We start from the raw sequence: 26,590 nt of genomic DNA, 5'->3' as shown, positions 1-26,590 counted from the left end.
TACCGACAGGTATCGATGTTGCCTCGCAAAAGTAGGTACTTGTATCGTCACCGCGGCATAGCTTGACCCATCAAGCGGTCCTTTTCACGTGTAGTGGTCGGGGAACCGTCAGGTGCGCCATCCTGTGCGTGCCTGTATTAACACGAGGAGAAACGTTCGCGATGAATATCGACAGGGCGCTGAAAGAGGCGATGTCCGTTGCCGGCGCGGTGGGTGTCGCGTTGGTCGACTATGAGAGTGGGATGTCGCTGGGCACGCTGGGCGGTGGTGACTGGTTGAACCTGGAGGTTGCCGCGGCAGGCAATACCGAGGTGGTGCGGTCGAAACTGCGGGTGATGTCCGCACTCGGGCTCAACGATGATATCGAGGACATCCTGATCACTCTGCACCGGCAGTATCACCTGATCCGGCTGCTGCAACCGGCCAAGGGCACCTCGACGCTGTTTCTGTATCTGGTCCTGGATCGGGAACGGGCGAACCTCGCGCTGGCCCGGCATCAGCTCAAGCGCATCGAAGCCGACTTGGTGGTATGAGCGAGATGCAGACCAAGATACGCACGGATCTCCAGGATTCCTCTGCGCTGCCCACGCGCAGGCACACATCGACGAGACGGGACCTGTCGCCGCCTGGGCCGATGGTGACGCCGCCGTCGGGCGCCGCCGAGGCGCTGACGCTGGCCGAGGCGGCGGTGACCGAGGCGCTGGGAGACATCCGCGGCCGCGTCGATCGTGTCATCGGGTTGCTGGTGGCCACTCGGGACGGGCTGGTGCTGGGCAGCGCCACCCGCGGCATCGAGGAGGGCAGTGTCGCGGCGATGGCGGCCGCGGCGGTCGGGCTGGCCGCCCAGTTCACCGGGCAGGCCAACCTCGGCGCGCCGCGCGCGGCGATGTTCGAAGGCGCGTCCGGCTACGTCGCCGTCTTCCCGGTCGAGGGCTCCGTCCTGCTGGTGGTGTTCGGCGAGCCCGACATCACCACGGGCCTGTTCAACATCGCCGCCAGGCAGGCGCTATCCCTGCTCCAGCAGGCCATCCTCCGCCTGCGGGTGCACACCGTCCGGGCCGTCCGCCGCGCCTACTTCGAGCAGCCAGCGCCCGCTGACGCCGAGCACGCGAACGAGCACGACCCGAGTCTGGTACGCGAGGAGTAACAGCCGCGGCGGTTGTTCGTCTACTCAGGATCTGTCGCGGGACCACGACCTCTGATTCGAGATAGTCGAACGTCTCCTCGTAGCCGCGAAGCGCGCTTCTGCGGATGAGCGCGGCATCCGAATGTCACCCCGTGGAACCGAGGCTGATTGTCGAATTTGAAGCCGATCTCGTCCCGGAACGCCGGCAGTTTCGCGACCGTCCTCCGTCAACGGCGGAGGCGGTCGCGGGAAACGGTGAATTGGATGGCACGTGAATCATTTTCGCGTGCTGTCGACGACGCCGGCAAGGTCGCCGGTTGGGATGTTCGTTGCCCACTACCTCGTCACAAGCTCTCGATAAGGGTCTTGCTCAGTAGTAGGCAACTGATCAGGCATGGCTGTGATTTGCCAACATAACAGCATTCCCTCCTGTGCGTCGCCTGCTCTCAGCCCACTCGCGCTGTTGAGGATGAACTGTTTCCCAGTACATGCTTCGGTAATGTCATGCAGACAACTATAGATGTAGAATGTTGAGCGTTGGATTAACGCCTGTTTTTTACGCCCTGAATGCACGATCACCCGGTCACCCCATCAATCGACCCGGGTCTTTTCTTTAGCCCTGCGTGCACCTAAGCTGAACGTCTCGATAATCGAGGGAGACTTTCAGTGCTCAGCGTTCACACGCCATCCGGCGTCAAATCTGTGCCACGACGCCACCCCGTCCTCTCGCTCGAGGCGACTTAATACGACGCCATGACGTCGTGCGATCGTCCGCGCGCTGATGCCGGTGGCGTTACTCGGTGAGAGCCCACAGTTGGACAAACAGGTCGACCGAGACAGCGCTTGCCGCAGTCAGTCCACAGTGCACGGACGGGGCGTAGATCAACGTCCTGGACAGAGACGTGCCCCGCCGCTCATGCGGCGTCACCTCACCAGGATCGACCTCGATTCGAGTAGCTGAACGGAAGGTGGCTCGAGCGGTGCTGCTGCTCGCCGACGAATACTTCTTCTCCACACACGATGCCGCGTCCGGACGACGCCGGCTCAGTGAACACACAGCCGCCCTGGGACTGGCCGGTGCGCTGCTGGGTGAACTACTGCTGTCGCGCAAGATCACCATCACCGGTGGCCAGATCACCGTGATCGATCTCCGCCCTCCCGAAGACCCCTTGGTGGGCACCATCCTGCGCCAACTGGTCGGGGACAGTGAGGTTACCGACGTCCGGGACTGGTTGCGCTACCTGGCTCAGAACACATACGAGCTGGTCGCGAAGCGACTGCTGCTCGCCGGCCGGGTCCACCGGCAGACATCGTGGCAACCATGGAGGCAGGCTACGTACCCGCCGAACGACCCGAACATCGCGGTACTGACCGCGGCCCGGCTGACAACGCGGTTGACCAGGCACGAGCCACTGACTACTCCTGACGCCGTGCTCGCTGGCCTGATGGTGGCGACCGGCGTGGAGAAATATCTCGTGCTCGATGCTCCTGCCGAGGTCAGCGGCTACCTTCGACAGGTTCTCGCCACTGCGCTGCCGCCACCGTTTGCCGAACTGATCGACGAAACCGCGGCCGCTGTCGGCGACGCCGTATTGAGTCACCGCGCATAGCCCACCGTCCCAAGCCCGGCTCTTCCCCTCGGAGTTTCATCTCATGCCCGCTCCTGCTTCCGGACATTCCACCCGCGCTCGCAGTGCCAGCATCACAAGCGCCTTGGCCGCAGATCGACTCGGCGTGCCATCCGTGATCTTCTTCGTGCTGTCCGCCATAGCCCCGTTCACCGTCGTGGCCGGCATCGTCACCACCGGCTACGCCGTCACCGGCCTGATCGGAATCCCCCTGGCGTTCATCGCCATCGCCATCGTGCTGGCCCTCTTCTCCGTCGGGTTCGTGGCCATGGCCCGGCACGTGGTCAACGCCGGCGCCTTCTACGCCTACATCAGCCAAGGCCTCAGCCGACCGCTAGGCGTCGGTGCCGCCTGGGTCGCGCTGCTGGCCTACAACACGCTGCAAGTAGCCCTATACGGCGCTATCGGCGTCGCTGCCGCGCCACTGCTCCGCGACTGGTTCGGCCTCGACGTGCACTGGGGCGTCATCGCCCTGACCGCATGGGCGCTCGTAGCCGTCCTTGGGCGCCAGCACGTCGATCTCAACGGCAAGATCCTCGCCATCCTGTTCTGCTCCGAAATCACCATCCTCCTGATCTACAGCTTCGCCGAGGTGGCCAACCCCGCGAACGGACACATCACCGCAGACACCCTCGCACCAGGCCACCTGTTCGGGCCAGGCATCGGCGCGCTGCTCGCCCTGGCGGTCCTGGGATTCGTCGGCTTCGAATCAGCCGTCGTGTTCAGCGAGGAAGCCAAAGACCGCACCCGCACCGTCCCCACCGCCACCTACGCCTCGATCGCCATCACCGGCGGCCTGTACGCCCTGGCTTCCTGGGCGATGAGCGTGGCGACCGGCCCCGATAAGATCGTGAACGCCTCCCGCACCCTGGGCCCAGAACTGATATTCCAACTAACCGACGCACACCTCGGCACCGCCATGGTGGACATCGGCCGCGCCCTGTTCGTCACCAGCGTCCTCGCCGCCCTGCTCAGCTTCCACAACACCACCGCCCGCTACATGTTCGCTCTGGGCCGCGAACGCGTACTACCCGCGATCCTCGGTACCACCTCACGCTCCGGCACACCCCGCGTCGGCTCCCTCATCCAAAGCCTCATCGGCCTCATAGTGATCATCACCTACCTCGCCGCCGGCTGGGACCCCTTGGTGCAGCTGTTCTTCTGGGGCGGCACCTCCGGCGCACTCGGGATTCTCACCCTCATCGCCGTCACCTCGATCGCCGTGATCGTGTTCTTCGCCCGCCACCCATCCGAGGAAACTGCGTGGCGTCGCATCACCGCCCCAATCCTGGCCGCCTTCACCATCGCGGCCGTGCTCTACCTGGTGCTGAACAACCTCACCACCCTGCTCGGCGTGTCACCGGACTCTCCGCTCCGCTGGGTCATCCCCGGCACCTACCTCAGTATCGCCACCCTCGGCGTGATCTGGGCTCTGCTGCTGCGAGCAACCCGCCCAGCCGTCTACGCCGGCATCGGTCTCGGCCCGCGAAGCGCCACGGCACCAAACAGACTCGGCGTGACACCACACGTCTGACAACACCCGAGCACCACGTCAGTGCGATGACACCGAAGGACTCCACGGCCCACCAAGATCCTGCGCCGACCACCCACTGGCCGTCCATCTGCTAGCTGCGGGACCACTATGGATTGACGATCTGACGAATCGTCGCAGGGAGGACACTCGAGAGCCAGTCCATACCGTCGGACGCGGCAGCTGAGCTCGGTCGTGGAGTCGCCGAATGCGCCCCAGGCAACCAGGATGGTTGTCCAGATCAGATTGTCTAGGCAGTGGAACTTGACGGTCGAGCGGCAAGCCCTGATCCGGCAGGGCCATCACAGCCGCTAGGCTCGCCGGAACTCGAGGATCGAACCGGGATTCCGCAGCTTGTTCGTGGGTTTCCCGGAAGGATCCTTGGTGTGGCCGGCGCTGTCGGTGGCGACGTAGACCCGTTTGCTATCGGGGCTGATCGCGGTGTCGCGGTACCGGTTGGTGGTCCGCCACAGCGGCTTGACGGAGGTCACCTCCGTGCCGTCTGGGCTGAGAGCCAACCGGTACACGGTGCCATCCTTCAGCACAGGCATGAGCAGTGCGCCGGAGACGTAGTCGAGGCTGGCAGGAGCGACTGTCGGCCAGCAGAGGTGCCAGATCTTACTTTCGGCACACGTCGGGTCCTTGAAGTTGTGGTCACTGGGCACCGTGTGGAACGTCCTGATAGGAGCCGCGAAGTCCCGGCCGCGCCAGTCGGTTTTCTTGTTCCGCGGCACCGACGGCGGGATCGTGTAGTCGTCGAACGTCAGCTCCTCGCAGTCCGGCGCCACCGACCAGTTGCCGTAGACATAGGCCTTGTCGTCAGGGAAACCAGCGACATGAGGCCAGCCATAGTTCATACCACGGCTGATGATGTTGACCTCGTCGTCGGTCTTGGGCCCGTGCTCGCTGGAGTACAGGGTTGCGTTGGAGCCGAAGACAAGGCCTTGCGCGTTGCGGTGGCCGTAGCTGAAGACCTGGCTGCGAACGCCGGCGAGAACCGGGTTGTCGGCCGGAATCGAGCCGTCCTGGTTGAGCCGCAGGACCTTTCCTTGGTAGGCAGTCCAGTCGCGAGCCCACACCTTCGCGGCGGTCGGCAGTCGCTGCGCGAGGTTCGGCTCGCACTTGGCCGCGAACTGGTTCGCGCCCTGGTCGCCGATGGTGTCGTACAGCTTGCCGTCCGGGCCCAGCGCAAGCCGGGCCGACTGGTGGTCGACGCCGCCGGGCAGTCCGATGATCACGCCGACGGGGCGGACCAGCTGCTGTGACCGGACGTCGTAGGTGTAGCGGGCGATCTTGGTCCGACGCACGACGTCTGGGCCGGGGTCGGCGTCGTAGGTGTAAGCGACGAAAACGACATCCTTCCCGTTGAGCAGACCGGGGTGCAACGCCATGCCCAGGACCCCGTCCTGGGCCGAGTGGATCGCGTCGGGAATCGTCACCGCGGTTTTCTGTGCACCGGTCCGGGGATCGATCCGCACGACCCGCAGGCCGTTTTTCTCAGTGGCCCAAATGAATCCGTCCGGTCCCCAGGTGATCTCGTACGGGTCGGCAAGCCCGGTCGTCACGACCCTGCTGACGACGGCCTCGCCGGTTTCCGCGGCAACAGCGGCAACCGGCGAGGCCGCAAGGATCAATGTCAACGCAAGTGCGAGGCGTCTCACGCGCCCTCCCAGATTGTTCGACGGAACGGAATGATCAACAATTCTCCGGGACCGACGTCGATTCCGAGGCGACCGGCTGGCGAGTCTTGCGCAGCGCGATCATTCCGATCATGGCGAACACCACGACAATCGTGGCGCCGATCCCGCAACGGTGCAGTCCGGAGGTGAATGCTTCCCGAGCCGTGACAAGCAAACTGTCGGTCAACGAGCCGGAAAGCGTCTGCCGAAGAGGGCCTCATCATGCACCCGGCGCTATGCGCAATCACGCCACTGGCGTTCGTCCGCCATCCTCCACACCACCGTTTGTGCGGGGCGACCCGGCCGGTTCCCCGGTGTGGGGCGCAAGGTAGGCGCCGAGCCGGTCGCGGACGGCGGTGGCGTCGGCGGTCGGTGGGGCGGATTGGCCGACCGGTTCCCCGGCGAGTACGGATTTGGTGAACGCCACGACGTTCTCGGGGGCGGGAACCATGTCCGAGCCGTACCAGGCCAGCATGAGGAGATCTTCCCCGCAGCGGGTTTCCATGCCCACAGCCCACCCGTGGCTGCCGTCCCAGGTCAACGCCACGTCACGGGACGGGTGCCGGAACAGCCGATCGCTGAGGGCGATGTAGGCGGTGGCTTCATCGGCCAGTTCGGCGTACGTGCTTTCCGGTCCGACGCCAAGCGCATTGGCGATGCGATGCACATAGTTCCGCAGCCCGTACTCCGCCATGTCGGCACCGTCGTGGATGTCTGTCTGCGGGCTCACCGGCCGACCACAACGCCATCCGGGGCTGGAGCGTGAGTGCGTACCGCGTCGCCCAGCGACCGGTAGCCGATGAGCTCGCAGCTGGCTCCGGTCAGATCCAGCACTCGCCGCGCCTAGGCGAGGCAACACAACCAAGCGACATGCGACTCCGTCCACATAGCTCGCCAGCCCTCGGCTACGAAGACAGCAAACCATGGCTACCTACACGCCGGTCACAACTCTGTTGGCGTATAAGCGACATTGACACCTGTTGGCCACTTCACGGGCTCCTGCGACGGGGCGGTCGCGGTCGACGGGGCGACCGACGTCGAGCCGTTCCTCAACCACGCCACCCCCGCACATGACCTCGATGGATAGTTGGGATAGGACAGTCAGTGGAGGCCGGGGACCAGGTGCTGGCGTGGGGTGAGGTGGATCTGGCGGTAGACGCCGCGGCAGGCGTCCGAACCCAGGACTCCGAGAAGCTCGGTGCCGGTGGCGTCCGCGGAGACATTGACCCCGTCGACGGCGTATGTCGACGCCGAATACCGCGATGCCGCACAGGTCGGCGGTGGCCGTGGCCGCGGCTGGGTGTCCGTGCACTGTGGTGTTCGCCAGACGGTAGCCGTTGCCGCCGGTCCGGTCCTCGCCCCGGTAGGGGTTCAAGGCATCGCCAACGCACGACCACTACAACCACTGCCACGGCCGATCACCGATCAAGCCCAGATCACCTGTATCGACATCCGCCGACGCCAGCGGCTGGGCGGCATCCTCAACGAGTATCACCACGCTGCCTAGCCTGCCCGGATGACGTTCTCGGCTAGCGCAAGGTTTTGAACCCCACACGCTCCTCGACACCCCCTTTGGCCTGCTTCGCCGCCGGATGTGTCGCGACGGTCGCCGCCCGGAACCTTCACGTGGGCGTCCGCATGGTCACCTACCGCCCCAGTGGATCAAGGAGCTATGGCGGATCACACTCGTGGCAATGGTGAACTAGCTCGGGTCACCCGGGCGAAACGACTCACGCCGAGCCACGAGATGGTCGACCGCACCATGTCTCGGTGGCCGCGTATCTGGATCGATGACGACTGTACTGCCTGGAGCCAGGTGGTGTGGCCAAGCCATATGTTCGTCAGCGCGGACAGGGTGCTGGCAATCTGCACGGCGACGGGCACACCCGGATCGTGATCGCGTGCCTCGACGTGCTCGGCGGACAGGACGAGCCACCAGTGGCGAGGTGGCGGGGTATCTGTCAGGACGATCTGTACCGCGACGGGGCGCTGCGGGAGGGTGCCGGTGTCGATCTCGTTGCTGATGTCGGTGATCAGCAGGGCGGCGTCAAGGTCGCCGTTGCGTGGTGGTGGCAGCCAGCGTTGACCCCATGCACCGAGTTGGTCGATGAGCGGCCGCAGCTCCAAACCCGCCGTGGTGAGCCGATAATGGGGTGCTCCCTTGGGCTGTACGGATTCCGTCACGAGATTGGCGCGCCGCAGGTGGTTGAGCCGGGCGGACAGCACCGCAGGCGATATTCCTTTGAGACACCGTGAGATCGTGTCGGCCGACCGGTCACCTCGGAGCAGCTCGCGGACGATCAGGACTGTCCAGCGCTCGGTGAGCAGTTCGGCGGCCCGGGCCACCGGGCAATACTGGTCGTATGGGTTCATCGATGTTGTTCAGGTGGTCTTGGGACTACGGCTCGGACTAGGGATGTGCCGCTGTCAGCGGCCGGGCGGATGCAGGTCCCGTTCGTGTGACGGCATCTTGGCCGCGGGCATGACCTTGACTCGTCGCAGTTTGTGTGGTCTGGGCTCAGACTCGTTGGTCGACATTGAGCTGATGGTGGCTGGTTTATTTGCGGTTGTGTGATGCCTCGCCGCAGTGTGCGCGGCATGCAGCAAAGGTGGGTTTGCCCGCCAGGGATGTGGCTTCCCGGGGCTGGTTGTCGAACAGGTCGGTGCAGTCGGCGAGGATTTTGTCCTTTCCGTGATCTCATGCTGGCAGTGCGGGCACCCCGCGGCGTGCCGGCGGAACTCGGTGTTTTCCCGTTCGCCGAGCACGCCGAGCACGTACGCGCCGACCGTGACGGTGTATGGGCATGCGTGTGTCACCGTGCCTTCTCCATCTCGTTCCGTCGCCCGGTCGCCTCTGTATTCCCGTGCTGTATTGACAGTTCGTTGTGTGTCCTGTGTGGAATATGGTGGACGAGCGGCGGCTGACAGGGGAGGACAGCCGCCGCCCGCCCTCGGGCGGCGACCCTGCGCGACGGGACGCGAAACGGTCGCCACGGATCTGCGGGAGTACCAGTCTGTGGGAGTCGGGGTCAGTGGCTGGGCCGCGTCGACGGCGGCGTGTCGCTGGGTTTGCCCGTCGGGTGTGCCTGACCGGGACCGGTGGGGTGCGTGGTGGGTTGGCCCGTCGGGTGTGCGGCCGAGGATTGCCCGGGCTGGTTGCCGAGCAGGTCGGTGCAGTACACGGAGACCTTGTCCTTGCCACCGGCGGTCGTGATCAAGACGGTGAACGCGGGATTGTCCAGCGCCTTGCCCTGCTCGGCCCCCGCACCGGCGGTGTAGGCCTGGCAGAGACCCACCAGCGACGGCGACGGCGAGCCGCTGTTGCCAGCGTTCTTGTCGCCGCTGTTGTTGTCAGCGGCGTTCTTGCCTGGAGCGTTCGGGTCAGCCGCGTCCGGCGCCCCGCTGGAGGCGACCGACGAGGTGGAGGTGACCGAGACCGTGCCCAAGGGCGGCACCGTCGGGCTGTCACCATGTTGGGTGGGCAGGTTGCCGGTCGCGGCGGCCACCGTGACACCACCGGTGGCGACCGCCGTCACGGCGATGGCCGCGACCTTCACCGTGAGCAGCTTCGCCAGCGCGGTCTTGATGAGCATCGAACGTCTCCGTAGCTGAGGGACAGAAGCGAGACGAGCGGCCCGAAACGCCGCCAGCACAGCCTGCTCACCGGCGAGCTCACCCTCCTGCGCCGGGGCGGACGCCGCCGCGAGCAGCTCGCGCAGCGCATCCGATCCAGCGGCCCGCGCCCGGACCGGCTCACCACGAAGTAGGTGTTCGGCGGTGTGCCGGTCGATCCGGCGGGAACGGTGCGCGCTCATCTCACGTCCTTCAGCGTCAACGCCTTCGATCCTGTCACTCCAGCCGGCGCACTCTGTCCAGTCAGGACGCTTCATGCTGGTCAACGCAGCGAGCCTGGGCTTGACGCGGCGGCGGATCGTAGTGGGAGAGCCCGGGAGCTACACCAGCCACGATGCTTAGTCAAAGTGGACACGTGGAGCGTTGGCTCGCGGCGGCCAACAGCGAGCTCAGTTCGCCGATAGCCTGCGGGAATTCGTGGACTCGTTGTGCCTTGATGTCGTTGGCCAGGGAGGGCAACGATCCTAAAGGGACGGTTCGTTTCGATTGCAGTCGGTCGGCTCCCACGAAACCCGCAAGCGATCTCCGCTCGACTCCCCCGAGGGCGTGCACGTTACTTGCCAACTGCTCATCGGGCCTGTGTCGATCTGACATCACGGCAGGGGTTCCGCTGAGCCGGGGGATGGCTCAGGATGTCGCGGGTGCACAGTGCGGCCGCGTTGAGTGATGGTGGTGAGGTTTCTGGTGTCGCTGGGCTACGGCGAAGCCGGACAGCCAGGTGGTCCACAACGGACTCTCGGGAGGAGGTCCTGACCAAACGGAGGCAGAAACAGGCTGACGCCGCGGAATTGGCAGCGGCATTGCCAGAAGCGCAGCGTGGCAACGAGAACGCGTTCCGGGTGCTGTACCGGGCTGTTCAACCGGCGTTGCTGCGATACTTGCGGGTACTGGTGAGTGAGGACGCCGAGGACGTGGCGTCCGAGGCCTGGCTGCAGATCACGCGGGATCTGGCATCCTTTCGCGGGGATGTCGACGGGTTTCGTGGCTGGGCCACGACGATCGCCCGCAACCGTGCGATGGATCATCTGCGCCGTCAACGCCGGCGGCCGATCGTGGCCGGGCCGATCGAAGACCTGCCTGAGCGGTCCGGGCCGGAGGACACCGCCGAATCCGCGGTGGACGCGGTGGGCACCGACGCGGCGCTGGCGTTGATCGCGCGGCTGCCGCGGGACCAGGCCGAGGCCGTGCTGTTGCGCGTAGTGGTCGGGCTGGAGGCCAAGGCCGCTGCCCGGGTACTGGGCAAGCGCCCCGGCGCGGTGCGCACTGCGGCCTACCGCGGTCTGCGCAAGCTCGCCGACTACCTCGAGCACCCTGGTCGATCAGCATGAAGCCGGACCAAGTGACACGATCGAAGGCGTTGACGCTGAAGGATATGAGATGAGCGCGCACCGTTCCCGCCGGATCGACCGGCACACCGCCGAACACCTGCTCCGCGGCGGGTCAGTTCAGACGCAGGCTGGTGGATCGGGTGCTCTGAGCGACCTGCTCGCGGCAGCGGCCGCGCCGGCACGCGAGAGCGAGCTCGCCGGTGAGCAGGCTGTGCTGGCGGCGTTCCGGGCCGCTCGTCTCGCTTCTGTCCCTCAGCTACGGAGACGTTCGATGCTCATCAAGACCGCGCTGGCGAAACTGCTCACGCTCAAGGTCGCGGCCACCGCCGTGACGGCGGTCGCCACCGGCGGTATCACGGTGGCCGCCGCGACCGGCAACCTGCCCACCCAACATGGCGACAGTTCCACGGCCCCGCCCATGAGCACGGTCTCCTCCACGACCGGCCCGGTGACCCCAACCCCGTCCATCGACCCGGGCCAGACACCGGATACTGCTGACAAGAACACCAACGGCAAGAACGCCGCTGACAACAACAGCGGCGACAAGAACGCTGGCAACAGCGGCTCGCCGTCGCCGTCGCTGGTGGGTCTCTGCCAGGCCTACACCGCCGGTGCGGGGGCCGAGCAGGGCAAGGCGCTGGACAATCCCGCGTTCACCGTCTTGATCACGACCGCCGGTGGCAAGGACAAGGTCTCCGTGTACTGCACCGACCTGCTCGGCAACCAGCCCGGGCAATCCTCGGCCGCACACCCGACGGGCCAACCCACCACGCACCCCACCGGTCCCGGTCAGGCACACCCGACGGGCAAACCCAGCGACACGCCGCCGTCGACGCGGCCCAGCCACTGACCCCGACTCCCACAGACTGGTACTCCCGCAGATCCGTGGCGACCGTTTCGCGTCCCGTCGCGCAGGGTCGCCGCCCGAGGGCGGGCGGCGGCTGTCCTCCCCTGTCAGCCGCCGCTCGTCCACCATATTCCACACAGGACACACAACGAACTGTCAATACAGCACGGGAATACAGAGGCGACCGGGCGACGGAACGAGATGGAGAAGGCACGGTGACACACGCATGCCCATACACCGTCACGGTCGGCGCGTACGTGCTCGGCGTGCTCGGCGAACGGGAAAACACCGAGTTCCGCCGGCACGCCGCGGGGTGCCCGCACTGCCAGCAGGAGATCACGGAGCTGACACCGGCCGTTCGCTTCCTGGAGAAGCTCAAGTCTGAGATGCACGCAGCCAACGGGAACGCCCCCTGAGCGGCAGGGGCATAGCCCCGTCAGCATTTCGACTCACCTGTAGTGGTGGGAAATCGTCAGGCGCGCCGTCCGTCGCGTGCCCGAACGAACATGAGGAGAGAGTTTCGTGATGAATATCGACAGGGCGCTGAAAGAGGCGATGTCCGTTGCCGGCGCGGTGGGTGTCGCGTTGGTCGACTATGAGAGTGGGATGTCGCTGGGCACGCTGGGCGGTGGCGACTGGTTGAACCTGGAGGTTGCCGCGGCAGGCAATACCGAGGTGGTGCGGTCGAAACTGCGGGTGATGTCCGCACTCGGGCTCAACGATGATATCGAGGACATCCTGATCACTCTGCACCGGCAGTATCACCTGATCCGGCTGCTGCAACCGGCCAAGGGCACCTCGACGCTGTTTCTGTACCTGGTGCTGGATCGGGAACGGGCGAACCTCGCGCTGGCCCGGCATCAGCTCAAGCGCATCGAAGCCGACTTGGTGGTATGAGCGAGATGCAGACCACAGCGCCCACGGATGCTTCGGATTCCGCCGCGCTGCCCACGCGCAGGCCCGCCTCCGCGCGGCGGGCTCCTGCGCCGGCTGGGCCAATGGTGACGGTGACGCCACCGCCGGACGACGCCGAGGCAAGGACGGTGACCGAGGCGACGATGACCAAGGCGCTGCACGAGATCCGCGGTCGTGTCGAGCGGATCATCGGGTTGCTGGTGGCCACTCGGGATGGGCTGGTGCTGGGCAGCGCCACCCGCGGCATCGAGGAGGGCAGTGTCGCGGCGATGGCGGCCGCGGCGGTCGGGCTGGCCGCCCAGTTCACCGGGCAGGCCAACCTCGGCGCGCCGCGCGCGGCGATGTTCGAAGGCGCGTCCGGCCACGTCTGCGTCTTCCCGGTCGAGGGCTCCGTCCTGCTGGTGGTGTTCGGCGAGCCCGACATCACCACGGGCCTGTTCAACATCGCCGCCAGGCAAGCGCTATCCCTGCTCCAGCAGGCCATCCTCCGCCTGCGGGTACGCACGGTCCGGGCCGTCCGCCGTGCCTACTTCGAGCAGCCAGCGCCTGCCGACGCCGAGCACACGGAGGACCTCAGCCCAGGTCTGGTGAGTGAGGAGCAACAGCTGCAGCGGCAGGGTGTTCCCACCGTCCACTGAGGATTAGCAAAGAAACTGCGGCTTGCTTCCCGCGTGGGATAATGGTTAACAACATGCGTGGGCTTCTGGTGCCGTTCAACGATACTGGATTTGCCTGCACTTCAAGACGATTCCGAGAGGCGGCCGAGCGTGACGACTGACCGAGGGGAGTGGGTGCCGACGACGATCGCTCACATCCAGCATGTCGGCCACAACCATGTGCACGGTGGAGGCTGCGGTCACGTTGCCATCCCGCATGGCGATCACATTGACTACGTGCATGACGGCCACTTGCATCGCGGCCACGACGGGCACTACGACGAGTGCGAGCAGACCGAACACGCCACCCACAACAGACACCACCACAAACACGGCGAGAATTGCGGCCACGTCACGGTGCCGCACGACGATCACGTCGACTACGTGCACGACGGCCACCGCCATGCCGCACACGGAGACCACTACGACGAGCACTGATCCCAGCGGTCGGTATCACCACCCTGCCTACACCTACTCTCTGGACTGTATCCGGGGAGAGCACAGCGCAGCGGCAAACTCGGAGCAACGCCTCAGCGCCTGCTCAAACATCCGACAGTCCAGGTGACGGTGCTTAGGTTCGTTGGTTTCCGCCACGGCGGCGATGAGATCCCGTTTCTCGGGGCGCCCCTCGGGCGTGTACGCCCGTCGCGCAAACGGGTGTGGATGTGGACAGGTGGTATTCCTGTGTATTCGCCTGGGATGCCACCTGACCACGTACCGTCCCCGTTGACGAGTGATTTCGCAGCGCGATGGGTAGCGCTCACACACGATTTCCCCGTCGGAACCTCAACTTGATCCCCATGGTGATTTCCCAGCACCGGCCTGTCACGGCCCCCGCCCCGGGGGCGGTGCCACCGTGCCGGGGTTGTCTGGGACGGACGCACCGTCCGGTACGGGCACGCCGTCCGGTTGCTGGCCTACGCCGAACCGTTGCTTCGCCCGCTGCCCGAGGTAGACCGTCCGTCCCGACATGTTGCTGGCTCAGTGGGGCGACGCAACATGATCATCACTCAGCTCAGTTCTGACGGACCGGCCAGCCGACCGTGCCAGGAGATGGGGCGCAGGGTAGGTGAGAGGGATGTGCGTCCACCCGCTGCACACTGCCCTGGACGTCCGCTGTGACTCGCTGCGTCGGGCGATTGAGGCGCTGTCGCATCGTCCGTTGGCTGTCGACGCGCTGCGGTGCGCCGTGAGCCAGACCAGACAGTTGGCCGTGGAGTTGGCGGAGTTGGCAAAAGCGCTGGCCTGCCACACAGACACCAATGTGGACAGTTCCGGCCTGGTTGATACCCGCGCCGATGCCGGTTCGGTCGACCAGACGATCCACAAGATCGTCGAGGACCTGCGCACGATGTCCCGGCATCTGATCAGCGGCAGCCTGTTGCTGGAACTGGCTGATGACGACCTCGCCCACCTGCGGAGCAGTGCTGGCCGATGCGCCGAATCCGGTCGCGATGCCCACCGGCTACCCGTCGGAGACGACATCACGGCTGCCTCGGCGAGCATGTCCTCAATGGAATACGGCAGGTTCAAGAAGTTGTGGCGCTCGTCGATGATGGCGTCGCACGCAAGGATGGGGTCCTTGATCGTGGCTGACTCAGCAGAGATCGCCGGCCGCTACCGTGGACGGGTGACCGCGCTGACCCACGACCGCCACGCCGGCGAGATCCTCACCGAGACCAAGCTGCTGACTCCGCCCTTGACGGCGCCGACACCGTAGCCACCGTGCCTACCTGTCCGGTAATCGCGACAGGATCTGTCCTCAGACCCCGGCACGTTGCCAGCGACGAACAACCCGTACACCGCCTGCCACGAACCAAGGCCGGTGAAACGTCCCGCCACGGCGCACCGACCCGCACTCGCTATCGGATAACCGTCGATGAGTTGCCGTTCGTCCATGTTGGCGGGCGGCCAGGCTTTCTTACCTCTCGGCAGCAACGGTTCCAGCGCCGCCCACTACACATCGGTCAAGTCCGCCCGCCCGTCACCGCTACGCTGGCCACGAGATCTCCGGTTGATGGTCTTCGTGGTCGATGAACCATCTACCGGAGACCTCATCTAGTTGATCAACGACACGCCAGCACAGTCACCACTCGCGTTGTCGGCTGGCCGGCCCTTTGAAACCTGGCCTAGCTGCGGCGGCGCCTCCTGGACAGGACCAGTGTGCCGGCACCGGCCAGCAGCAAAGCCCCGCCGGCGAACAGGTACAGGGCGCCGTTGAACCCGGTGTTCGCCAGCCCGCTGTCACTGGACGTCTGCCCGGCGGCGGCCGAGGTCGTGGTCACCACGGTGCTGCTGCCCGACGAGGTCGACGGTGAGGCCGTCGTGGACGTCGAGGTGCTCGTCGACGTCGTGGTGCTGGTCGTGGTCGTGGTCTTCTTCTCGCCGCACACGAACCAGTGGCTGATCTCGGCGGGCTTCCCGCTGGGCACGAGCGGGGCGTGCAGGTCGTTCCACGGCAGCGCGCCCAGGTTCGGGTACTTGTTGTACGCCGGGCCGCCCTTCACCACGACGCCGGTGATCGTGTAGTCAGCGGGGGCTGCGGTGATGTCGATGTAGGTGTTCTCGGCGATGTCCGAGGTCACCTTGATCTCCGTGCCGGGCAGCCCGGCGGCTTCACACGTGGTCACATTGCCTTCGACGGCGGCCGCCCGGGCGTCACCCGACTGCGGCGGGTCTTGGGGGGCTGCGCTCGCCAAGGCGGCACCCCCGAACGACACGCCGACGGACAATGCGAGGACGGTCAGCGCGCGGCGGAAGGTGCGCTCCATGTGGGGTCTCCTTGACTACGGACAGACGGCTGGATCATGAGGACTCATCGGTGTAACGCGTACCTGCGTATCAACTATCGACCCGGCCGTTAGCCACTCGTTACCACTCCACTTCGGACGCCGTACAACTGTCCACACAGGATCTCCTGTTCTAGGCCCAAAACAGCTATTCTGCGGAAAGTTTGATCTTTGAGGGACGGATTCAACCGATCGTCGCAGCAAGTCTTATATGGACAATACTGTATCGAAGGCTTCGGCGGGAGTGCGCCAGTTGAGCTCCGCGGCCACGTTCACCAGGTCCTCGCCGTCGTGTAGGGAGACATCCCCGCCGCCACCGACATGGCGCAGGAGTGCTCGGACTGGGCCCAGCGGCGAGGCGACCAGCACATGCTGGCCTACGCCGTCTTCGTCCGGGGACTCGTCGCACGGTTCAGCGGCATCCCCGGCACGCGCAGGCCCTGAGTACTAGTCCTTCTGCGGCTCAACGAGCCAACCAGAGCCATACCCTTTGCCGTAGTCCTTTAGATCTTGGGCAGGATCTTCCGTCGTCTCTTCTTTCTTTTCTTTCTTTGGTTTCTCGTCCGCCAGGTCTTCTCATCTCTCTTCGCGGGGAACCACTTGTCACACAAGAGAAATGTCTTCAGCTCGACGCCTTCGGGAAGCCGCAGCTTGGGTGCGAAGACGCCGCCAGCGACCCAGGCCGTCATCGGCCCAGCTGCGGCCGGGATAATGATGGTTCAGTCCGGAGCCACGCGAGATCGTTCACATCCAGCTCCGGGACACCGTCGGCATGCCGGGCGGCCAGCTCGCGCATCTGTGCCTCGGTCGGCCCGCCGGTCCACTGGACGTCATACCGGTCCGCTGGCCGGAAGTAGCGGACGATCGTCCACACACCGCTTTCTGTGGTGAGGATCGACGACAGGCGCCGAGCGTCGCGGGTCCGCCGCGTGCTCATCATCGCTCCTCCTTGGGCTCGTCGATCTGGTCCTCAACGGTCCAGCCGAGGTCCGTGCACATACAAGTCACAGCGCTCGCCACATTGGGAACGTCACAGGACGTCCGGTCCTCTCTGTGGACGATGCGCCGACCCTCGGATAGATCTCCAGACAGGCGGCTGGTCGCCGGCACTGGACGCAGACCGTGCCGAACATCGGGTAGACACTGGGCGTGACGATGTTGATCACCGGGCCGCCAGCCATCCGATGGCACGCCCCACGATGGTGCCGCCCCCGACGCTGCGCTTGCCGAAAACGGCGCCCGTGCTGGTCACGCCGTGTCAGCGACATCGGCTCGGTCTGCTTATGGGCGCGGCGATCGCTGCGGCAGGATGACCGGCTGTGCTGCTGCGACTGGCCCTACCTCGGTGTGACCAACGCCTTCGCCATGTTCTGTCGGCTCCCGATGAGCGACCGCGACAAGGACACCGAGATCCTCGCTCTGCGGCACCAGATCGCAGTGCTACAACGCCAGCTCGATGACGCGCGGATGCGGTTCACTCCGGCTGACAGAGCCCTTGTGCGTGCCGAAAACTACGTCCACGCAGATCAGGCAGCATGTCGGTACTCATGAATGACTCCGCCGAGGCGGTCCTGTCGATGTATCGCGAGGTGCTTGATCTGGTCGGGTTCAAGTGCCTGAGGCAGGGCTCGCAGTGGTGATGCGGCGGCGAGCGATCGGTGGGTTCGGTGCAGGTTGTAGTGCCGTTCGTACTCGCGAAGTGCGTGCCGGAGGTGGGTCTCGTTCCAGATCAGCATGCGGTCCAGCAGTTCGGTGCGGAGCGTCTTCACCCAGCGTTCCGTGATCGCGTTCATGGGGGGCATCCGGACACCGGTCAATACCGTCGTGACCCTGGCGCTGCTGAGGATTTCGTCGATCAGCGCGGGGTACTTGGCGTCGCGGTCGCGGATGAGGAATCTGATCTGCGTCTGGGGTTACGGAGTTTCGAGATCCATGAGCAGGTTGCGGATGGCCTGTGTCACCCAGGCATGCGTGGGGTGCGCGGTGGTGCCGAGTATGTGCACGCGCCGGCCAGCGTGATGGATGGCGGCGAGGATGTACTGGCGCGCGCCGGTCAGGGTGACGGTCTCGATGAAGTCCATGGCCAGGATCGCTTTGGCCTGGGAACGCAGGAAGTCGGCCCACGTGACGGTCACCCGGTGCGGGGCCGGGTCGACGCCGGCCGTCTTGAGGATCTCCCACACGGTGGAGGGAGCGATCGAGATGCTGAGGAGGGCGAGTTCGCCGTGGATGCGACGGTAGCCCCAACACGGGTTCTCCTTCGCCAGGCGCAGAACCAGGACTCGGATGGATCGAACGGTGCGGGGCAGACCCGGGCGTTTGGGCCGGGATGCCTTGGCGTGGCGTCGACGGAGTAGGTCGCGGTGCCAGCGCAGGATGGTGTCGGGGCGTACGAGCAGGCGGAGTCTGTGCAATGTCTGGCGTGGTAGTCGGTGCAGGAGGGCGGCGAGCAGTGCCCGGTCGGCTGGACTGAATCGCGCCCGCGTGCCACCGAATTGCCGTTGCAGCACTTCGATCTGGTGGCGCAACGCGAGGATCTCGATGTCTTTGTCGCGGTCGCTCATGGGGATCAGGCGAAGCATGGCGAAAGTGTTAGTGAGGCCGAGGTAGGCGAGTCGCAGTAGCACGGCCGATCATCCTGCCGTGGCGATCCCAGCCCCGAGAGTCGACGGAACTGATGCCGACGCGGATAGGACCTGACCAGCACGGATGAGGTTTTCGGCAAGCGCAGGGTCAACCCCCCAGTTACGAGATCAGTATGGTCGTTGTTGTCAGGTTCCGACTGACCACTGGGGATATACATGTTGAACTTGATATTCGAGCGCGAGGATCTGCAACGGGTTCGGTTGGCCGGTAGGGCCGACCCGATGTGGGAACTGGTGCTTAGCCTGCAGAAGGCGCAGATGGGGAATTTGCCGGCTCCCTTTGCCAGGTGGCGGCAAGACATCTCCGTGGGGGTCACCGGCAACAGGCTGGATTCGCTGCGGCTACTGGGATGCATGGTTCGGGCGAAGGGGAGTTTCCCCGACTTCCTTACCCCGCCCCAGTTGGTGTCCGACATAGACGAGGGCTGCGAGGCCTTGCTCGCCACACCGCGAGACCGCCTGTCCGTCGATCTCGCGACGGCGTTCGCCGACCGGCAGCCGCCGTCGTGGGTCAAATCCCTGGCCGGCGGCGACCGTTGGCACATCGACAACACAGTCCGGGCAGTCCACACCGTGTACGACGCGCTGATCGGTCCCTACTGGACCCAGGTCAGGGAGTTGTTCGCGCATGAGTGGTCTCGGCGGACGCGGGAACTGGCGGACCAGGGCGTTGGTGCCTTGCTCGGCAGCCTGCCCGGCGTCATGAGCTGGGACGGACGCGTGCTGAGAACCGGGTATCCAGTGGACAAAACCGTCCACCTCGCCGGCCGAGGACTCGTGCTGTTGCCATCGTACTTCTGCTGGGGCAACCCGGTCACCTGGATCGACCCGGGACTCCCGCCGGTACTGGTCTACCAGGCGCACAGTGGGTTCTCCATCGACCGGCAGGGCCTCGATCTCCCTCCACACCTGGTCCCGTTGCTCGGGCGCACCCGTGCCGAGTGCCTGCGCATGCTGCTGGTCCCGCGCACCACGACCGAGTTGGCTGAGCGGCTGAATGTCTCGGTGGGCGCGGCCAGCAAGCAGGCCTCCGTGCTGTGTGCTGCGGGGTTGGTCACCAGCGGCCGGCACGGCAAGACGGTCGTGCACAAAGCCACGATGCTGGGCATCGCGCTCCTCGTCGGCGCCACGCCGGAGAACTGACGAATCCTTTTCCTCCCGAGGAAAAGCATCGCGGCCAATGTGGCGTTCCCGGGAAAAGCATTGCAGTTGGTGCGACGTTTCCGTTGTCATGTTCGTCAGTGATCAAAACGACGGCCTCCCAACCTGCGCGGTCCGCACTGACGGGCTGGTGGGCAGGGGATTGCGGTGAGCGGGAGGGGAAGGCGCGGAAAGTGCGCGCCTGGACGATGACGTCCGCCGTCCCGCGATATGTGCCGACCGGCCTGACTCGGTGATGGGCAGATTCAAGATGGAGTACATGTGATGTCGGTGGACGCCACCCGGGAGGTGCTCGTCACGTGCGCCGTGACCACGGCGAACGCTGATAGATGGTTCGACACGATCGACCGGGTCGCACCCGCGAACCTGCGGCGGGGCGTGCAGTATCGGGTCGTCTTTCCCGATCATGCCCGGCATACGCTCAAGGAGCGGGTGGCCGGCCTGGTCGAGCTCGGAGCGCATGTCCGGACGGTGCCCGCAGTTCCGCTCAACGCGATGGTGATCGACGGAGTCCGGGCGGTGCTGCCCACGACGCAGGGCAGCCCAGCCGACGGCGCCGCGGTCAGCATCGAGAACGTCGTGGCCGCGGCCATCGGCGTATTCGAGCACCTGTGGCAGACCGGAACACCGTTCTCCTCGCGCGACGCGCCGGACAAGGTCAGGCTGAGCAGGCGGGAACGCAAGGTGCTGAAGATGCTCGAGGCCGGCTACCCGGATGAGTCGATCGCGGTTCGGTTGGGGGTGTCGGTCCGCACCGTCCGGCGAATGATCTCCGCCATGATGGACCGGCTGGGCGCACGCAGCCGGTTCCAGGCCGGAGCACGGGCGGCGGACTTGGGCTGGCTCAACGACGACGATCCACTGTGATCAGGAGAGACTCCTGGTTCGCCGAGGAGGTCGCGCCACCCAGTCCTCGAGGATGCGCACGGCGTCGCCCAGGCCGTCCTCGGCACGGACGAGCGCGCTCACCTCGGCCGCGCGGCGGCGCATGGCGTCGTCGTTGAGCACGACCTTCAACGACTCGTCGAGACGCTCCACGGTGAACTTCCGGTAGGGCACGGGTTTGGCCGCCACACCGAGGTCGTGCACCTGCCCGGCCCAGAACGGGCAGTCGCCGAAGGCGGGAATGGTGATCTGGGGGATACCCGCGCGCAACGCTTCACCTGTGGTGTTGCAACCGCCGTGATGGATGATCGCGGCCGACCGGGGGAGCAGCCACGGGTAGTGCACGTCGTTGATCTGGAAGACGTCGTCGGGCACGTCGGCCGGAGCACCGCCCACCACGACCAGTCGCTTGCCATGGGACCGGATCACGTTGAGCACCCGCTCCATCGTCTCCCCCGGCCGGTGTACGGGCCAGACGCTGCCGAAGCTCAGCACCACGGGCGGGTCGCCGCCCTCGACGAAGTCGACGAGCGCGGCGGGCGGAGTCCAGTTGCGCTCCAAGAACCAGAAACCGGTGATGTGGGTCTGGGCTGGCCAGTCGCCCGGTCCGGGCCACAGCGCCCGCGTGACCGGCAGCAGCATCGGGACTTCGCGGCCGAGGTCCCCGTACGGCGCGCCGAGCCGGGGCTTCGGCGACCGCATGGCCTTGTGGAACGGACGGAACATCGCGTAGTCCAGCAACCCGGAAAGCGTGTGGGTGAACCGGTTGTAGATCGGGCCGAGCCGGACCTTGGGGGCGAACATCGCGGGCCACCGGGTCGTCGGGTGGATCGGCCAGAAGGCCACCGAGGCCCACGGCGGGCCGTTCACCTCGTCCATGCCGACACGGCACAAAATGCCGTTGACGATGAGATCGGCGCCCTCGGTCGCGGCGGCCGCCTGGTCGGCGAGGTCACGCAGTTCGTCCGCGGACAGCCTTGGGACCTTGCGGACGGCCCGTGCGAACGACGCACCTTTCTGGATCGCCTCGGCGAACGCGGGGTGGGCGAAGTACGCCGCCGGGCTGACCGGCATCTCGCGGTGGTCGAGTCCCGCTTCGGCGATGAGGTCCCGGTAGTCGCCGGGAGCGGCCAGCGTCACGGTGTGCCCGCGGGACATCAGCGTTCGTCCCAGTGCGACGAACGGCTGGATGTCACCGCGAGTCCCGAGAATCACCAGTGCGACATGCATGTGAACTCCCGTCAGAGAGTCAGAGTGAGGGTTGGGGTAAGGGCCGGGTCAGCCCGCGTCGACGTCGCTGCGGGCCGCTCGCCATTCCCGGACCCACTCCTCGAGGATCTCGGCCGCGTTCTCGACACCCCGTTCGGCGCGCACCGCCTCGCCCACCTCGGTCGCCCTGCGACGCAGCTGCTCGTCGGCCAGCGCGGTGCCCAAGGCGCGGTCGAGGCGTTCCGCGGTGAACTTCGGGTACGGGATGGGTTCGGTCGCCGCCCCGAGCCTGTGCGCGTGCGCCGCCCAGAACGGGCTGTCACCGAAGGTCGGCACGACGATCTGCGGGGTACCGGACCGCAGTGCCTCTCCTGTGGTGTTGCAGCCGCCGTGGTGGATGACCACCGACGAGCGCGGGAACAGCCACGGGTAGTGCACATCGTTGACGCGGAAGACGTCGTCGGGCACGTCGTCGGGCCCACCGCCGACCATGACCATGCGCCGACCGTGCTTGCGGACCACGCCGAGCACCTTCTCCAGGGTCGAGTCGGGCGCGTGCACGGGCCAGATGCTGCCGAAGGTCAACGTCACCGGCGGCTCACCCGCGTCGATGAAGTCGACCAGCTCCTGCGACGGCGTCCATTGCCTGTCCCAGAACCAGTACCCGGTGATGTGCGACAGCTTCGGCCAGTCCTTGGGTTCGGTGAACATCTCCCGGGTGACCGGGCACAGCAGGGGCACCGCACGCCCGAGGTCCCGGTAGGGCGCGCTGGACGGGAGCGGCGTCAGGTTCGCGTGCTCGCGGTACGGGCGGACGAGGATCGACTCGAGCAGGCCGGCCAGCCAGTGGGTCAGCCGGTTGTAGATGCGCCCCAGCCGAATCCGAGGCGCGATCATCGCCGGCCACTGGGCGGTCGGGTTCAGTGGCCACCAGGTCACGGAGCACCACGGCGCACTGCCGTCGTCCTCGAACACGATGCGGCTCAGGATGCTGGTGACGACGAGATCGGCGCCCGCCACTGCGGCGGCCACCCTGGACGCCAGTTCGGCGGTGGCCTCCGCGCTCTGTTTCGGCACCGCGCGCGCGGCCTTGAACAGCGATGCGCCTTTCTGCAGTGCCTCGGCGAGCGCGGGGTGGGCGGTGAAGTCGCGCGGGCTGCCGGGCAGCTCGGTGAACCCCAGACCGGCCTCAGTGACCAGGTCGTGGAAGTCCGCGTGGGTGGCCACGGTGAGGTCATGACCGCGGGCGACCAAGACGCGGCCCAGGGCGATGAACGGCTGTACGTCGCCCCGAGACCCCGTGACTACGAACGAGATACGCATGGTGTCTCCGTGAGTTGGATTAGTAGCTGGGGACGTACCTGTCGAGGATGCGGTCGAGGTAGGTCACGTCGGTCATCGACCGCATGGGGGGCAACAGGGCAAACAGCTTCTCGATCGACACCCGGGTCAACGCCGGGACGGCGTCGACCAGTTCGTGCTGTGGGACGAGGTCCATGCGCCGCTCGATCTCGCGCACGATTGTCTCCACCGGGTGAGGTACGCCGCTCGCCACGTTGACCACTTCGCCGAACGCCCCCTGCACGAGCAACCCGTCGATCGCCCGGACCACGTCCGCGACGTCCACAAGGTCGCGGTGTGCTCCGCGGTACACCCGGACAAGGCCCGTCCGTACCTGGCGGACGATGGCCGGCAGGAGTTGGTGCGGGCGCTGCGCGCGGCCGACGACGTGACTCAGCCGCAGGATCAGCCAGCGAGCGCCCGAATCGGCGACGGCGTGTTCCAGATCGAGCTTGTGCCTCCCGTACGGCGACTCGGGCCGCATTGCGGAGTCCTCGCTTGCCGGGGTCTCGGTCGGCCCGTACATCGCGTGGGACGCGGTGGACAGGAACACCACCGAGCGGCCGTCCCGCGCGCAACGCTTGGCGGTCTCGCACACCAGGTCCAGCTCGCGCTGGAACTCCTTCCCCGTGTCCACATGGGTGCTCGACACCCCAGCCGCCAACACCGTCGCTGTCGGATGCCGGTCGGCGATGGCCGTGAGGTTGCCCGCGATGAATCCCCTCCCGACGATCTCCATCAGACCGGTGTCGCCTCACTCCGGTGGGCGATGGCGGCGATCCCGTCGAGCAGTTCCGCCGTACGCACCGAGGCGGCCGCCCACTGCCCGTGGTCGGGGTCGGATCCCGTGCGCCGGGCGTGCCGCACGGCGGCGGCGAAGGCGGCGGCCGATGCGGCGAACTGGTGCTCGGCGGGAAAGGTTGTCTCTTCGGTGTGATCCTGTTCGTCGATGCGCACCACGGGTGCGTGGGTGGGTGGTGGTGTGAACGCGCGATCGACCGACAATCGGCTGGTACTGCCCCACAGCATGTAGTGCGACCGGTAGCTGTGCTCGAAGCCGAAGGTGAGCGTCGCGGTCTGTCCGGTCGCCGAGCACAGCACGGCGCTGCCCCCGACGTCGACTCCGGTCGAGGGATCCTGCCGCAATGCCGCACCCGCCACGGTCAGCTCCTCGCCGAGGAAGTACTGGGCCAGCCGCACCACGTACACCCCGACGTCGAGTAGCGCGCCGCCGCCGAGCTCCGGCCGGTAGCGCACGTCGTCGGCGGGCAGCGGCGGGAAGCAGAACGAGGCGTCGACATGCGTGAGCGCGCCGATTCGCCCGTCCCGCACCATGTTCGCGACCTGCTTGTGCAGTCCGTGGTGGAGGAACGCGATGTTCTCGCGCAGCACGACTCCCTTGCTCGCGGCGAGCTTCGCGAGGTCGGCCGTGTCGGCCGCGCAGGTGGTCAGCGGCTTCTCGGCCAGGACGTGTCGGCCCAGGATGATGGCTTCACGGGCCCAGCGGTAGTGCAACGCGTTGGGGACGGGGAGATAGACCGCGTCGATGTCGTCGCGTTCGAGCAGGGCCTGGTAGTGGTGGACCGCGGCACCGCCAAACTCGGCGGCGAACCGCTCGGCCTTCTGCCGGTCACGGCTGGCGACGGCGACGAGCTCGATCGTCTTGTCGTCCCGCAGCACGGGGAGCATTCGCCTTCGCGCTATCGAGGACGCGCCGAGCACGCCGATCCGCACCGCGGACGAGTCGGAGCCGGTCATCCGGCTGCCCTCTTCGGTTCACGGAGCAGGCTGTGCAGGCACGTGATCAGGCTTCTGGCCTGGATGTTGACGTAGTGGCTGTGCTGCATGAGGCCAGCCAGCTGGTGCAGTGTCATCCAGCGGAAGTCGTTGGGCGCCTCGATGTCCCGGTCCGGCGGAACCTCGACGATCACGTAGCGGTTGCGCGTGTGGAAGAAGCGTCCGCCCTCTTCGGACAACACGGTGTCGAAGTGGATGAGGTCGGGTGGTGCGCTCAACACCTCGTCCAGCAACGGAGGGCGCGCCTCGGGAGGCAGGTGCGTATAGTTCTCCGGTGTGCACTGGACCGTCGGCGCGAGCTCCACGACGTCCAGGTAGCCCGGCTCGACTCGGGCGTTGACCAGGGCGTGCACCACACCACGGATCCGCTTGATCAGGAAGGCCACGACGCCCAAGTTGCGGGACTCGATCATCGGCTGGGTCCAGCTGAGCACCTCGCGGTTGCCCGCCTGCACGTCCACCGCCATGACGTCGAAGAACGTGCCGGTCTCGTGGGAGATCCGATCCTCGGACCGGTGCCAGCCCTCGACCCCGGTGAGGTCGACCAGCTTCGTCTCCACGTCCTCGCGGACCCGGGAGTCGGTGATCCAGCTGCGGATTTGGCTGGAGGTGTGCAGGGTGCCCTGGTCCTCGCTGATGGACCTGATCAGTCCCGACCGCAGCGGCTCGGCGTCGAACGGGAAGATCGCGCACAGGCCGACGCCGGAGAACGGCAGGCACGACAGCACGGTCCGGGCGTCCATGTTGATCAGGTCGTCGACGGTGAGCAGGTCGTGGAGCTGGCCGACGGACAGCCAGCAGAAGCCGTCGAGGACTTCGACGTCGCCCGTCGCCTCGACGATGATGTTGCGGTTTCGCTTGCGGTAGAACCACGAGCCCTGCTCGGACTGCAGCACGTCGGCCAGGACGTGCCTCGGCTCGGCGTCGAGGAAGTAGTCCAGGTAGGGAACGGCGCTGCCGCGATGCACCCCGGTGTAGTTGCTCCTGGTCGCCTGCACCGTGGGCGAGAGTTGCACGCGGTTGCAGTTGCCGGGCTCCATCTTGGACTGCATCAGGCAGTGCAGGATTCCGTCGAACTCTTTCACCAGGATCCCGAGAATGCCGATCTCAGGCTGGTTGATGATCGGTTGCGACCATTCGGTAACCGGCCGGTTCTCGGTGCGTACCTGCAGGCCACGCACGGAGAAGAACTTTCCGGTGTGGTGTACCAGATTTCCGGTCTGTTCCTCGAATCGCCAGCCGGAGAGCTCGCTGAAAGGGATTCTGGTGACCTGGGACTCGTCCTTTTCGACGCACTGGGAGAACCACTGGTGAAAGTCGCCGGCGGTGGTGATCGCACCGTCGTCTGCCAGTGCGGAGCTGGCGATTCGGACCGGCAGAGCCATGTCCCTGATGTGCAGCATCACGGGAAGGTCGGACC

General features: G+C 66.2%; 30 protein-coding genes. 15 read left to right on the top strand and 15 right to left on the bottom strand.

Features of this window, described 5'->3' with window-relative positions; genetic code table 11:
* Nucleotides 1-161 precede the first annotated feature (161 nt).
* The 4 genes from JOF56_RS47215 to JOF56_RS47200 all read left to right on the top strand — a co-directional run bounded on the left by JOF56_RS47215 (nucleotide 162) and on the right by JOF56_RS47200 (nucleotide 4,288).
* Nucleotides 162-533: a hypothetical protein gene (locus JOF56_RS47215; protein ID WP_209646013.1), complete on the top strand. Its 372-nt coding sequence runs from the start codon at nucleotides 162-164 to the stop codon at nucleotides 531-533.
* Complete coding sequence (locus JOF56_RS47210) at nucleotides 530-1,147, top strand: roadblock/LC7 domain-containing protein (RefSeq protein ID WP_245378699.1); 618 nt, start codon at nucleotides 530-532, stop codon at nucleotides 1,145-1,147. Before JOF56_RS47215 ends, JOF56_RS47210 begins: the two co-directional genes overlap by 4 nt.
* Before the next feature lie 947 nt (nucleotides 1,148-2,094).
* Nucleotides 2,095-2,736, top strand: a complete 642-nt coding sequence (locus JOF56_RS47205; RefSeq protein ID WP_209646024.1) for a GOLPH3/VPS74 family protein — start codon at nucleotides 2,095-2,097, stop codon at nucleotides 2,734-2,736.
* Between the two features lie 103 nt (nucleotides 2,737-2,839).
* Entirely contained in the window at nucleotides 2,840-4,288 is a 1,449-nt protein-coding gene (locus JOF56_RS47200) for an APC family permease (protein ID WP_245378698.1), read from the top strand.
* A 308-nt stretch (nucleotides 4,289-4,596) separates the two neighbouring features.
* Here the strand turns inward: JOF56_RS47200 and JOF56_RS47195 are convergent, their stop codons facing one another.
* The 3 genes from JOF56_RS47195 to JOF56_RS47185 are packed head-to-tail and all read right to left on the bottom strand — an operon-like array spanning nucleotide 4,597 to nucleotide 6,694.
* Nucleotides 4,597-5,946 carry a glucose/sorbosone family PQQ-dependent dehydrogenase gene (locus JOF56_RS47195; RefSeq protein ID WP_209646022.1) on the bottom strand — a complete coding sequence of 450 codons (1,350 nt, stop codon included), beginning with the start codon at nucleotides 5,944-5,946 and terminating at the stop codon, nucleotides 4,597-4,599.
* A gap of 34 nt (nucleotides 5,947-5,980) precedes the next feature.
* Nucleotides 5,981-6,151 (bottom strand): hypothetical protein, encoded by a 171-nt coding sequence (locus tag JOF56_RS47190; RefSeq protein WP_209646021.1) that lies wholly within the window; start codon nucleotides 6,149-6,151, stop codon nucleotides 5,981-5,983.
* Nucleotides 6,152-6,208: 57 nt separating this feature from the next.
* Nucleotides 6,209-6,694, bottom strand: coding sequence for a DUF6292 family protein (locus tag JOF56_RS47185; protein ID WP_209646020.1), 486 nt, complete (start codon nucleotides 6,692-6,694; stop codon nucleotides 6,209-6,211).
* A gap of 468 nt (nucleotides 6,695-7,162) precedes the next feature.
* On the opposite strand from JOF56_RS47185, the gene JOF56_RS58945 reads away from it, so the two are divergent.
* Nucleotides 7,163-7,471, top strand: a complete 309-nt coding sequence (locus JOF56_RS58945; protein WP_307855581.1) for a hypothetical protein — start codon at nucleotides 7,163-7,165, stop codon at nucleotides 7,469-7,471.
* A gap of 173 nt (nucleotides 7,472-7,644) precedes the next feature.
* Here the strand turns inward: JOF56_RS58945 and JOF56_RS47175 are convergent, their stop codons facing one another.
* The 3 genes from JOF56_RS47175 to JOF56_RS47165 form a co-directional block, all read right to left on the bottom strand.
* Nucleotides 7,645-8,337 carry a winged helix-turn-helix transcriptional regulator gene (locus tag JOF56_RS47175; protein WP_209646019.1) on the bottom strand — a complete coding sequence of 231 codons (693 nt, stop codon included), beginning with the start codon at nucleotides 8,335-8,337 and terminating at the stop codon, nucleotides 7,645-7,647.
* Nucleotides 8,338-8,391: 54 nt separating this feature from the next.
* On the bottom strand, nucleotides 8,392-8,739 hold the full coding sequence (locus JOF56_RS47170; protein ID WP_307855832.1) for a zf-HC2 domain-containing protein: 348 nt from the start codon (nucleotides 8,737-8,739) through the stop codon (nucleotides 8,392-8,394).
* 254 nt (nucleotides 8,740-8,993) lie between these two features.
* Nucleotides 8,994-9,779, bottom strand: coding sequence for a hypothetical protein (locus JOF56_RS47165; protein ID WP_209646017.1), 786 nt, complete (start codon nucleotides 9,777-9,779; stop codon nucleotides 8,994-8,996).
* A 450-nt stretch (nucleotides 9,780-10,229) separates the two neighbouring features.
* On the opposite strand from JOF56_RS47165, the gene JOF56_RS47160 reads away from it, so the two are divergent.
* The 7 genes from JOF56_RS47160 (at nucleotide 10,230) to JOF56_RS47130 (ending at nucleotide 15,063) form a co-directional block, all read left to right on the top strand.
* Nucleotides 10,230-10,925, top strand: a complete 696-nt coding sequence (locus JOF56_RS47160) for an RNA polymerase sigma factor (protein WP_209646016.1) — start codon at nucleotides 10,230-10,232, stop codon at nucleotides 10,923-10,925.
* Between the two features lie 49 nt (nucleotides 10,926-10,974).
* The gene (locus tag JOF56_RS47155) at nucleotides 10,975-11,775 is read left to right on the top strand and encodes a hypothetical protein (protein WP_209646015.1); all 801 of its coding nucleotides are present in this window, start codon (nucleotides 10,975-10,977) and stop codon (nucleotides 11,773-11,775) included.
* A gap of 212 nt (nucleotides 11,776-11,987) precedes the next feature.
* Nucleotides 11,988-12,188, top strand: coding sequence for a zf-HC2 domain-containing protein (locus tag JOF56_RS60480; RefSeq protein WP_209646014.1), 201 nt, complete (start codon nucleotides 11,988-11,990; stop codon nucleotides 12,186-12,188).
* Nucleotides 12,189-12,297: 109 nt separating this feature from the next.
* The gene (locus JOF56_RS47145) at nucleotides 12,298-12,669 is read left to right on the top strand and encodes a hypothetical protein (protein ID WP_209646013.1); all 372 of its coding nucleotides are present in this window, start codon (nucleotides 12,298-12,300) and stop codon (nucleotides 12,667-12,669) included.
* Nucleotides 12,666-13,325 carry a roadblock/LC7 domain-containing protein gene (locus JOF56_RS47140; RefSeq protein WP_245378697.1) on the top strand — a complete coding sequence of 220 codons (660 nt, stop codon included), beginning with the start codon at nucleotides 12,666-12,668 and terminating at the stop codon, nucleotides 13,323-13,325. The genes JOF56_RS47145 and JOF56_RS47140 overlap by 4 nt, the downstream gene beginning before the upstream one ends.
* 129 nt (nucleotides 13,326-13,454) lie before the next feature.
* Nucleotides 13,455-13,781 (top strand): hypothetical protein, encoded by a 327-nt coding sequence (locus JOF56_RS47135; RefSeq protein ID WP_307855580.1) that lies wholly within the window; start codon nucleotides 13,455-13,457, stop codon nucleotides 13,779-13,781.
* Between the two features lie 640 nt (nucleotides 13,782-14,421).
* Entirely contained in the window at nucleotides 14,422-15,063 is a 642-nt protein-coding gene (locus JOF56_RS47130; protein WP_209646012.1) for a hypothetical protein, read from the top strand.
* A 409-nt stretch (nucleotides 15,064-15,472) separates the two neighbouring features.
* Here the strand turns inward: JOF56_RS47130 and JOF56_RS47125 are convergent, their stop codons facing one another.
* The gene (locus JOF56_RS47125) at nucleotides 15,473-16,114 is read right to left on the bottom strand and encodes an LPXTG cell wall anchor domain-containing protein (protein WP_209646011.1); all 642 of its coding nucleotides are present in this window, start codon (nucleotides 16,112-16,114) and stop codon (nucleotides 15,473-15,475) included.
* Nucleotides 16,115-16,453: 339 nt separating this feature from the next.
* On the opposite strand from JOF56_RS47125, the gene JOF56_RS59810 reads away from it, so the two are divergent.
* On the top strand, nucleotides 16,454-16,576 hold the full coding sequence (locus tag JOF56_RS59810) for a hypothetical protein (protein WP_281065596.1): 123 nt from the start codon (nucleotides 16,454-16,456) through the stop codon (nucleotides 16,574-16,576).
* Between the two features lie 241 nt (nucleotides 16,577-16,817).
* Here the strand turns inward: JOF56_RS59810 and JOF56_RS47120 are convergent, their stop codons facing one another.
* From JOF56_RS47120 to JOF56_RS58935, 3 genes are all read right to left on the bottom strand, one after another.
* The gene (locus JOF56_RS47120; protein WP_209646010.1) at nucleotides 16,818-17,069 is read right to left on the bottom strand and encodes a hypothetical protein; all 252 of its coding nucleotides are present in this window, start codon (nucleotides 17,067-17,069) and stop codon (nucleotides 16,818-16,820) included.
* 589 nt (nucleotides 17,070-17,658) lie between these two features.
* The gene (locus tag JOF56_RS58940; RefSeq protein ID WP_307855831.1) at nucleotides 17,659-17,979 is read right to left on the bottom strand and encodes an integrase core domain-containing protein; all 321 of its coding nucleotides are present in this window, start codon (nucleotides 17,977-17,979) and stop codon (nucleotides 17,659-17,661) included.
* A 66-nt stretch (nucleotides 17,980-18,045) separates the two neighbouring features.
* Nucleotides 18,046-18,714 (bottom strand): helix-turn-helix domain-containing protein, encoded by a 669-nt coding sequence (locus JOF56_RS58935; protein WP_245378695.1) that lies wholly within the window; start codon nucleotides 18,712-18,714, stop codon nucleotides 18,046-18,048.
* Between the two features lie 219 nt (nucleotides 18,715-18,933).
* Between JOF56_RS58935 and JOF56_RS47110 the strand changes: the two genes are divergently transcribed.
* Nucleotides 18,934-19,920 carry an ArsR/SmtB family transcription factor gene (locus JOF56_RS47110; RefSeq protein ID WP_209646009.1) on the top strand — a complete coding sequence of 329 codons (987 nt, stop codon included), beginning with the start codon at nucleotides 18,934-18,936 and terminating at the stop codon, nucleotides 19,918-19,920.
* Between the two features lie 282 nt (nucleotides 19,921-20,202).
* Nucleotides 20,203-20,805 (top strand): helix-turn-helix transcriptional regulator, encoded by a 603-nt coding sequence (locus JOF56_RS47105; protein WP_209646008.1) that lies wholly within the window; start codon nucleotides 20,203-20,205, stop codon nucleotides 20,803-20,805.
* Here JOF56_RS47105 and JOF56_RS47100 read toward each other — a convergent pair whose 3' ends face one another.
* Genes JOF56_RS47100 through JOF56_RS47080 form a run of 5 tightly spaced genes read right to left on the bottom strand, consistent with a single transcriptional unit; the run spans nucleotide 20,806 to nucleotide 26,573 of the window.
* On the bottom strand, nucleotides 20,806-22,053 hold the full coding sequence (locus tag JOF56_RS47100) for a glycosyltransferase (RefSeq protein ID WP_209646007.1): 1,248 nt from the start codon (nucleotides 22,051-22,053) through the stop codon (nucleotides 20,806-20,808). It lies immediately after the preceding gene.
* Nucleotides 22,054-22,101: 48 nt separating this feature from the next.
* Nucleotides 22,102-23,355 (bottom strand): glycosyltransferase, encoded by a 1,254-nt coding sequence (locus JOF56_RS47095; protein WP_209646006.1) that lies wholly within the window; start codon nucleotides 23,353-23,355, stop codon nucleotides 22,102-22,104.
* Between the two features lie 19 nt (nucleotides 23,356-23,374).
* The gene (locus JOF56_RS47090; protein ID WP_209646005.1) at nucleotides 23,375-24,112 is read right to left on the bottom strand and encodes an NAD-dependent epimerase/dehydratase family protein; all 738 of its coding nucleotides are present in this window, start codon (nucleotides 24,110-24,112) and stop codon (nucleotides 23,375-23,377) included.
* Nucleotides 24,112-25,131, bottom strand: coding sequence for a Gfo/Idh/MocA family protein (locus JOF56_RS47085; RefSeq protein WP_209646004.1), 1,020 nt, complete (start codon nucleotides 25,129-25,131; stop codon nucleotides 24,112-24,114). Before JOF56_RS47085 ends, JOF56_RS47090 begins: the two co-directional genes overlap by 1 nt.
* The gene (locus tag JOF56_RS47080; RefSeq protein WP_209646003.1) at nucleotides 25,128-26,573 is read right to left on the bottom strand and encodes an NDP-hexose 2,3-dehydratase family protein; all 1,446 of its coding nucleotides are present in this window, start codon (nucleotides 26,571-26,573) and stop codon (nucleotides 25,128-25,130) included. The genes JOF56_RS47085 and JOF56_RS47080 overlap by 4 nt, the downstream gene beginning before the upstream one ends.
* Nucleotides 26,574-26,590: the final 17 nt, after the last annotated feature.

This window comes from Kibdelosporangium banguiense (assembly GCF_017876405.1).
Classification (GTDB): Bacteria; Actinomycetota; Actinomycetes; order Mycobacteriales; family Pseudonocardiaceae; genus Kibdelosporangium; species Kibdelosporangium banguiense.
The sequence above is the reverse complement of the archived record's forward strand: the minus strand, read 5'-3'. Positions and strand labels throughout refer to the sequence as shown.

Bases quoted from the DNA above. Each gene is read 5' to 3' on its own strand.
- JOF56_RS47215 (WP_209646013.1), top strand. From the start codon at position 162: ATGAATATCGACAGGGCGCTGAAAGAGGCGATGTCCGTTGCCGGCGCG.
- JOF56_RS47210 (WP_245378699.1), top strand. From the start codon at position 530: ATGAGCGAGATGCAGACCAAGATACGCACGGATCTCCAGGATTCCTCT.
- JOF56_RS47175 (WP_209646019.1), bottom strand. From the start codon at position 8,337: ATGAACCCATACGACCAGTATTGCCCGGTGGCCCGGGCCGCCGAACTG.
- JOF56_RS47165 (WP_209646017.1), bottom strand. From the start codon at position 9,779: ATGAGCGCGCACCGTTCCCGCCGGATCGACCGGCACACCGCCGAACAC.
- JOF56_RS47160 (WP_209646016.1), top strand. From the start codon at position 10,230: ATGTCGCGGGTGCACAGTGCGGCCGCGTTGAGTGATGGTGGTGAGGTT.
- JOF56_RS47155 (WP_209646015.1), top strand. From the start codon at position 10,975: ATGAGCGCGCACCGTTCCCGCCGGATCGACCGGCACACCGCCGAACAC.
- JOF56_RS47145 (WP_209646013.1), top strand. From the start codon at position 12,298: ATGAATATCGACAGGGCGCTGAAAGAGGCGATGTCCGTTGCCGGCGCG.
- JOF56_RS47140 (WP_245378697.1), top strand. From the start codon at position 12,666: ATGAGCGAGATGCAGACCACAGCGCCCACGGATGCTTCGGATTCCGCC.
- JOF56_RS47130 (WP_209646012.1), top strand. From the start codon at position 14,422: ATGTGCGTCCACCCGCTGCACACTGCCCTGGACGTCCGCTGTGACTCG.
- JOF56_RS47125 (WP_209646011.1), bottom strand. From the start codon at position 16,114: ATGGAGCGCACCTTCCGCCGCGCGCTGACCGTCCTCGCATTGTCCGTC.
- JOF56_RS59810 (WP_281065596.1), top strand. From the start codon at position 16,454: ATGGCGCAGGAGTGCTCGGACTGGGCCCAGCGGCGAGGCGACCAGCAC.
- JOF56_RS47120 (WP_209646010.1), bottom strand. From the start codon at position 17,069: ATGAGCACGCGGCGGACCCGCGACGCTCGGCGCCTGTCGTCGATCCTC.
- JOF56_RS58935 (WP_245378695.1), bottom strand. From the start codon at position 18,714: ATGCTTCGCCTGATCCCCATGAGCGACCGCGACAAAGACATCGAGATC.
- JOF56_RS47110 (WP_209646009.1), top strand. From the start codon at position 18,934: ATGTTGAACTTGATATTCGAGCGCGAGGATCTGCAACGGGTTCGGTTG.
- JOF56_RS47105 (WP_209646008.1), top strand. From the start codon at position 20,203: ATGTCGGTGGACGCCACCCGGGAGGTGCTCGTCACGTGCGCCGTGACC.
- JOF56_RS47100 (WP_209646007.1), bottom strand. From the start codon at position 22,053: ATGCATGTCGCACTGGTGATTCTCGGGACTCGCGGTGACATCCAGCCG.
- JOF56_RS47095 (WP_209646006.1), bottom strand. From the start codon at position 23,355: ATGCGTATCTCGTTCGTAGTCACGGGGTCTCGGGGCGACGTACAGCCG.
- JOF56_RS47090 (WP_209646005.1), bottom strand. From the start codon at position 24,112: ATGGAGATCGTCGGGAGGGGATTCATCGCGGGCAACCTCACGGCCATC.
- JOF56_RS47085 (WP_209646004.1), bottom strand. From the start codon at position 25,131: ATGACCGGCTCCGACTCGTCCGCGGTGCGGATCGGCGTGCTCGGCGCG.
- JOF56_RS47080 (WP_209646003.1), bottom strand. From the start codon at position 26,573: ATGCTGCACATCAGGGACATGGCTCTGCCGGTCCGAATCGCCAGCTCC.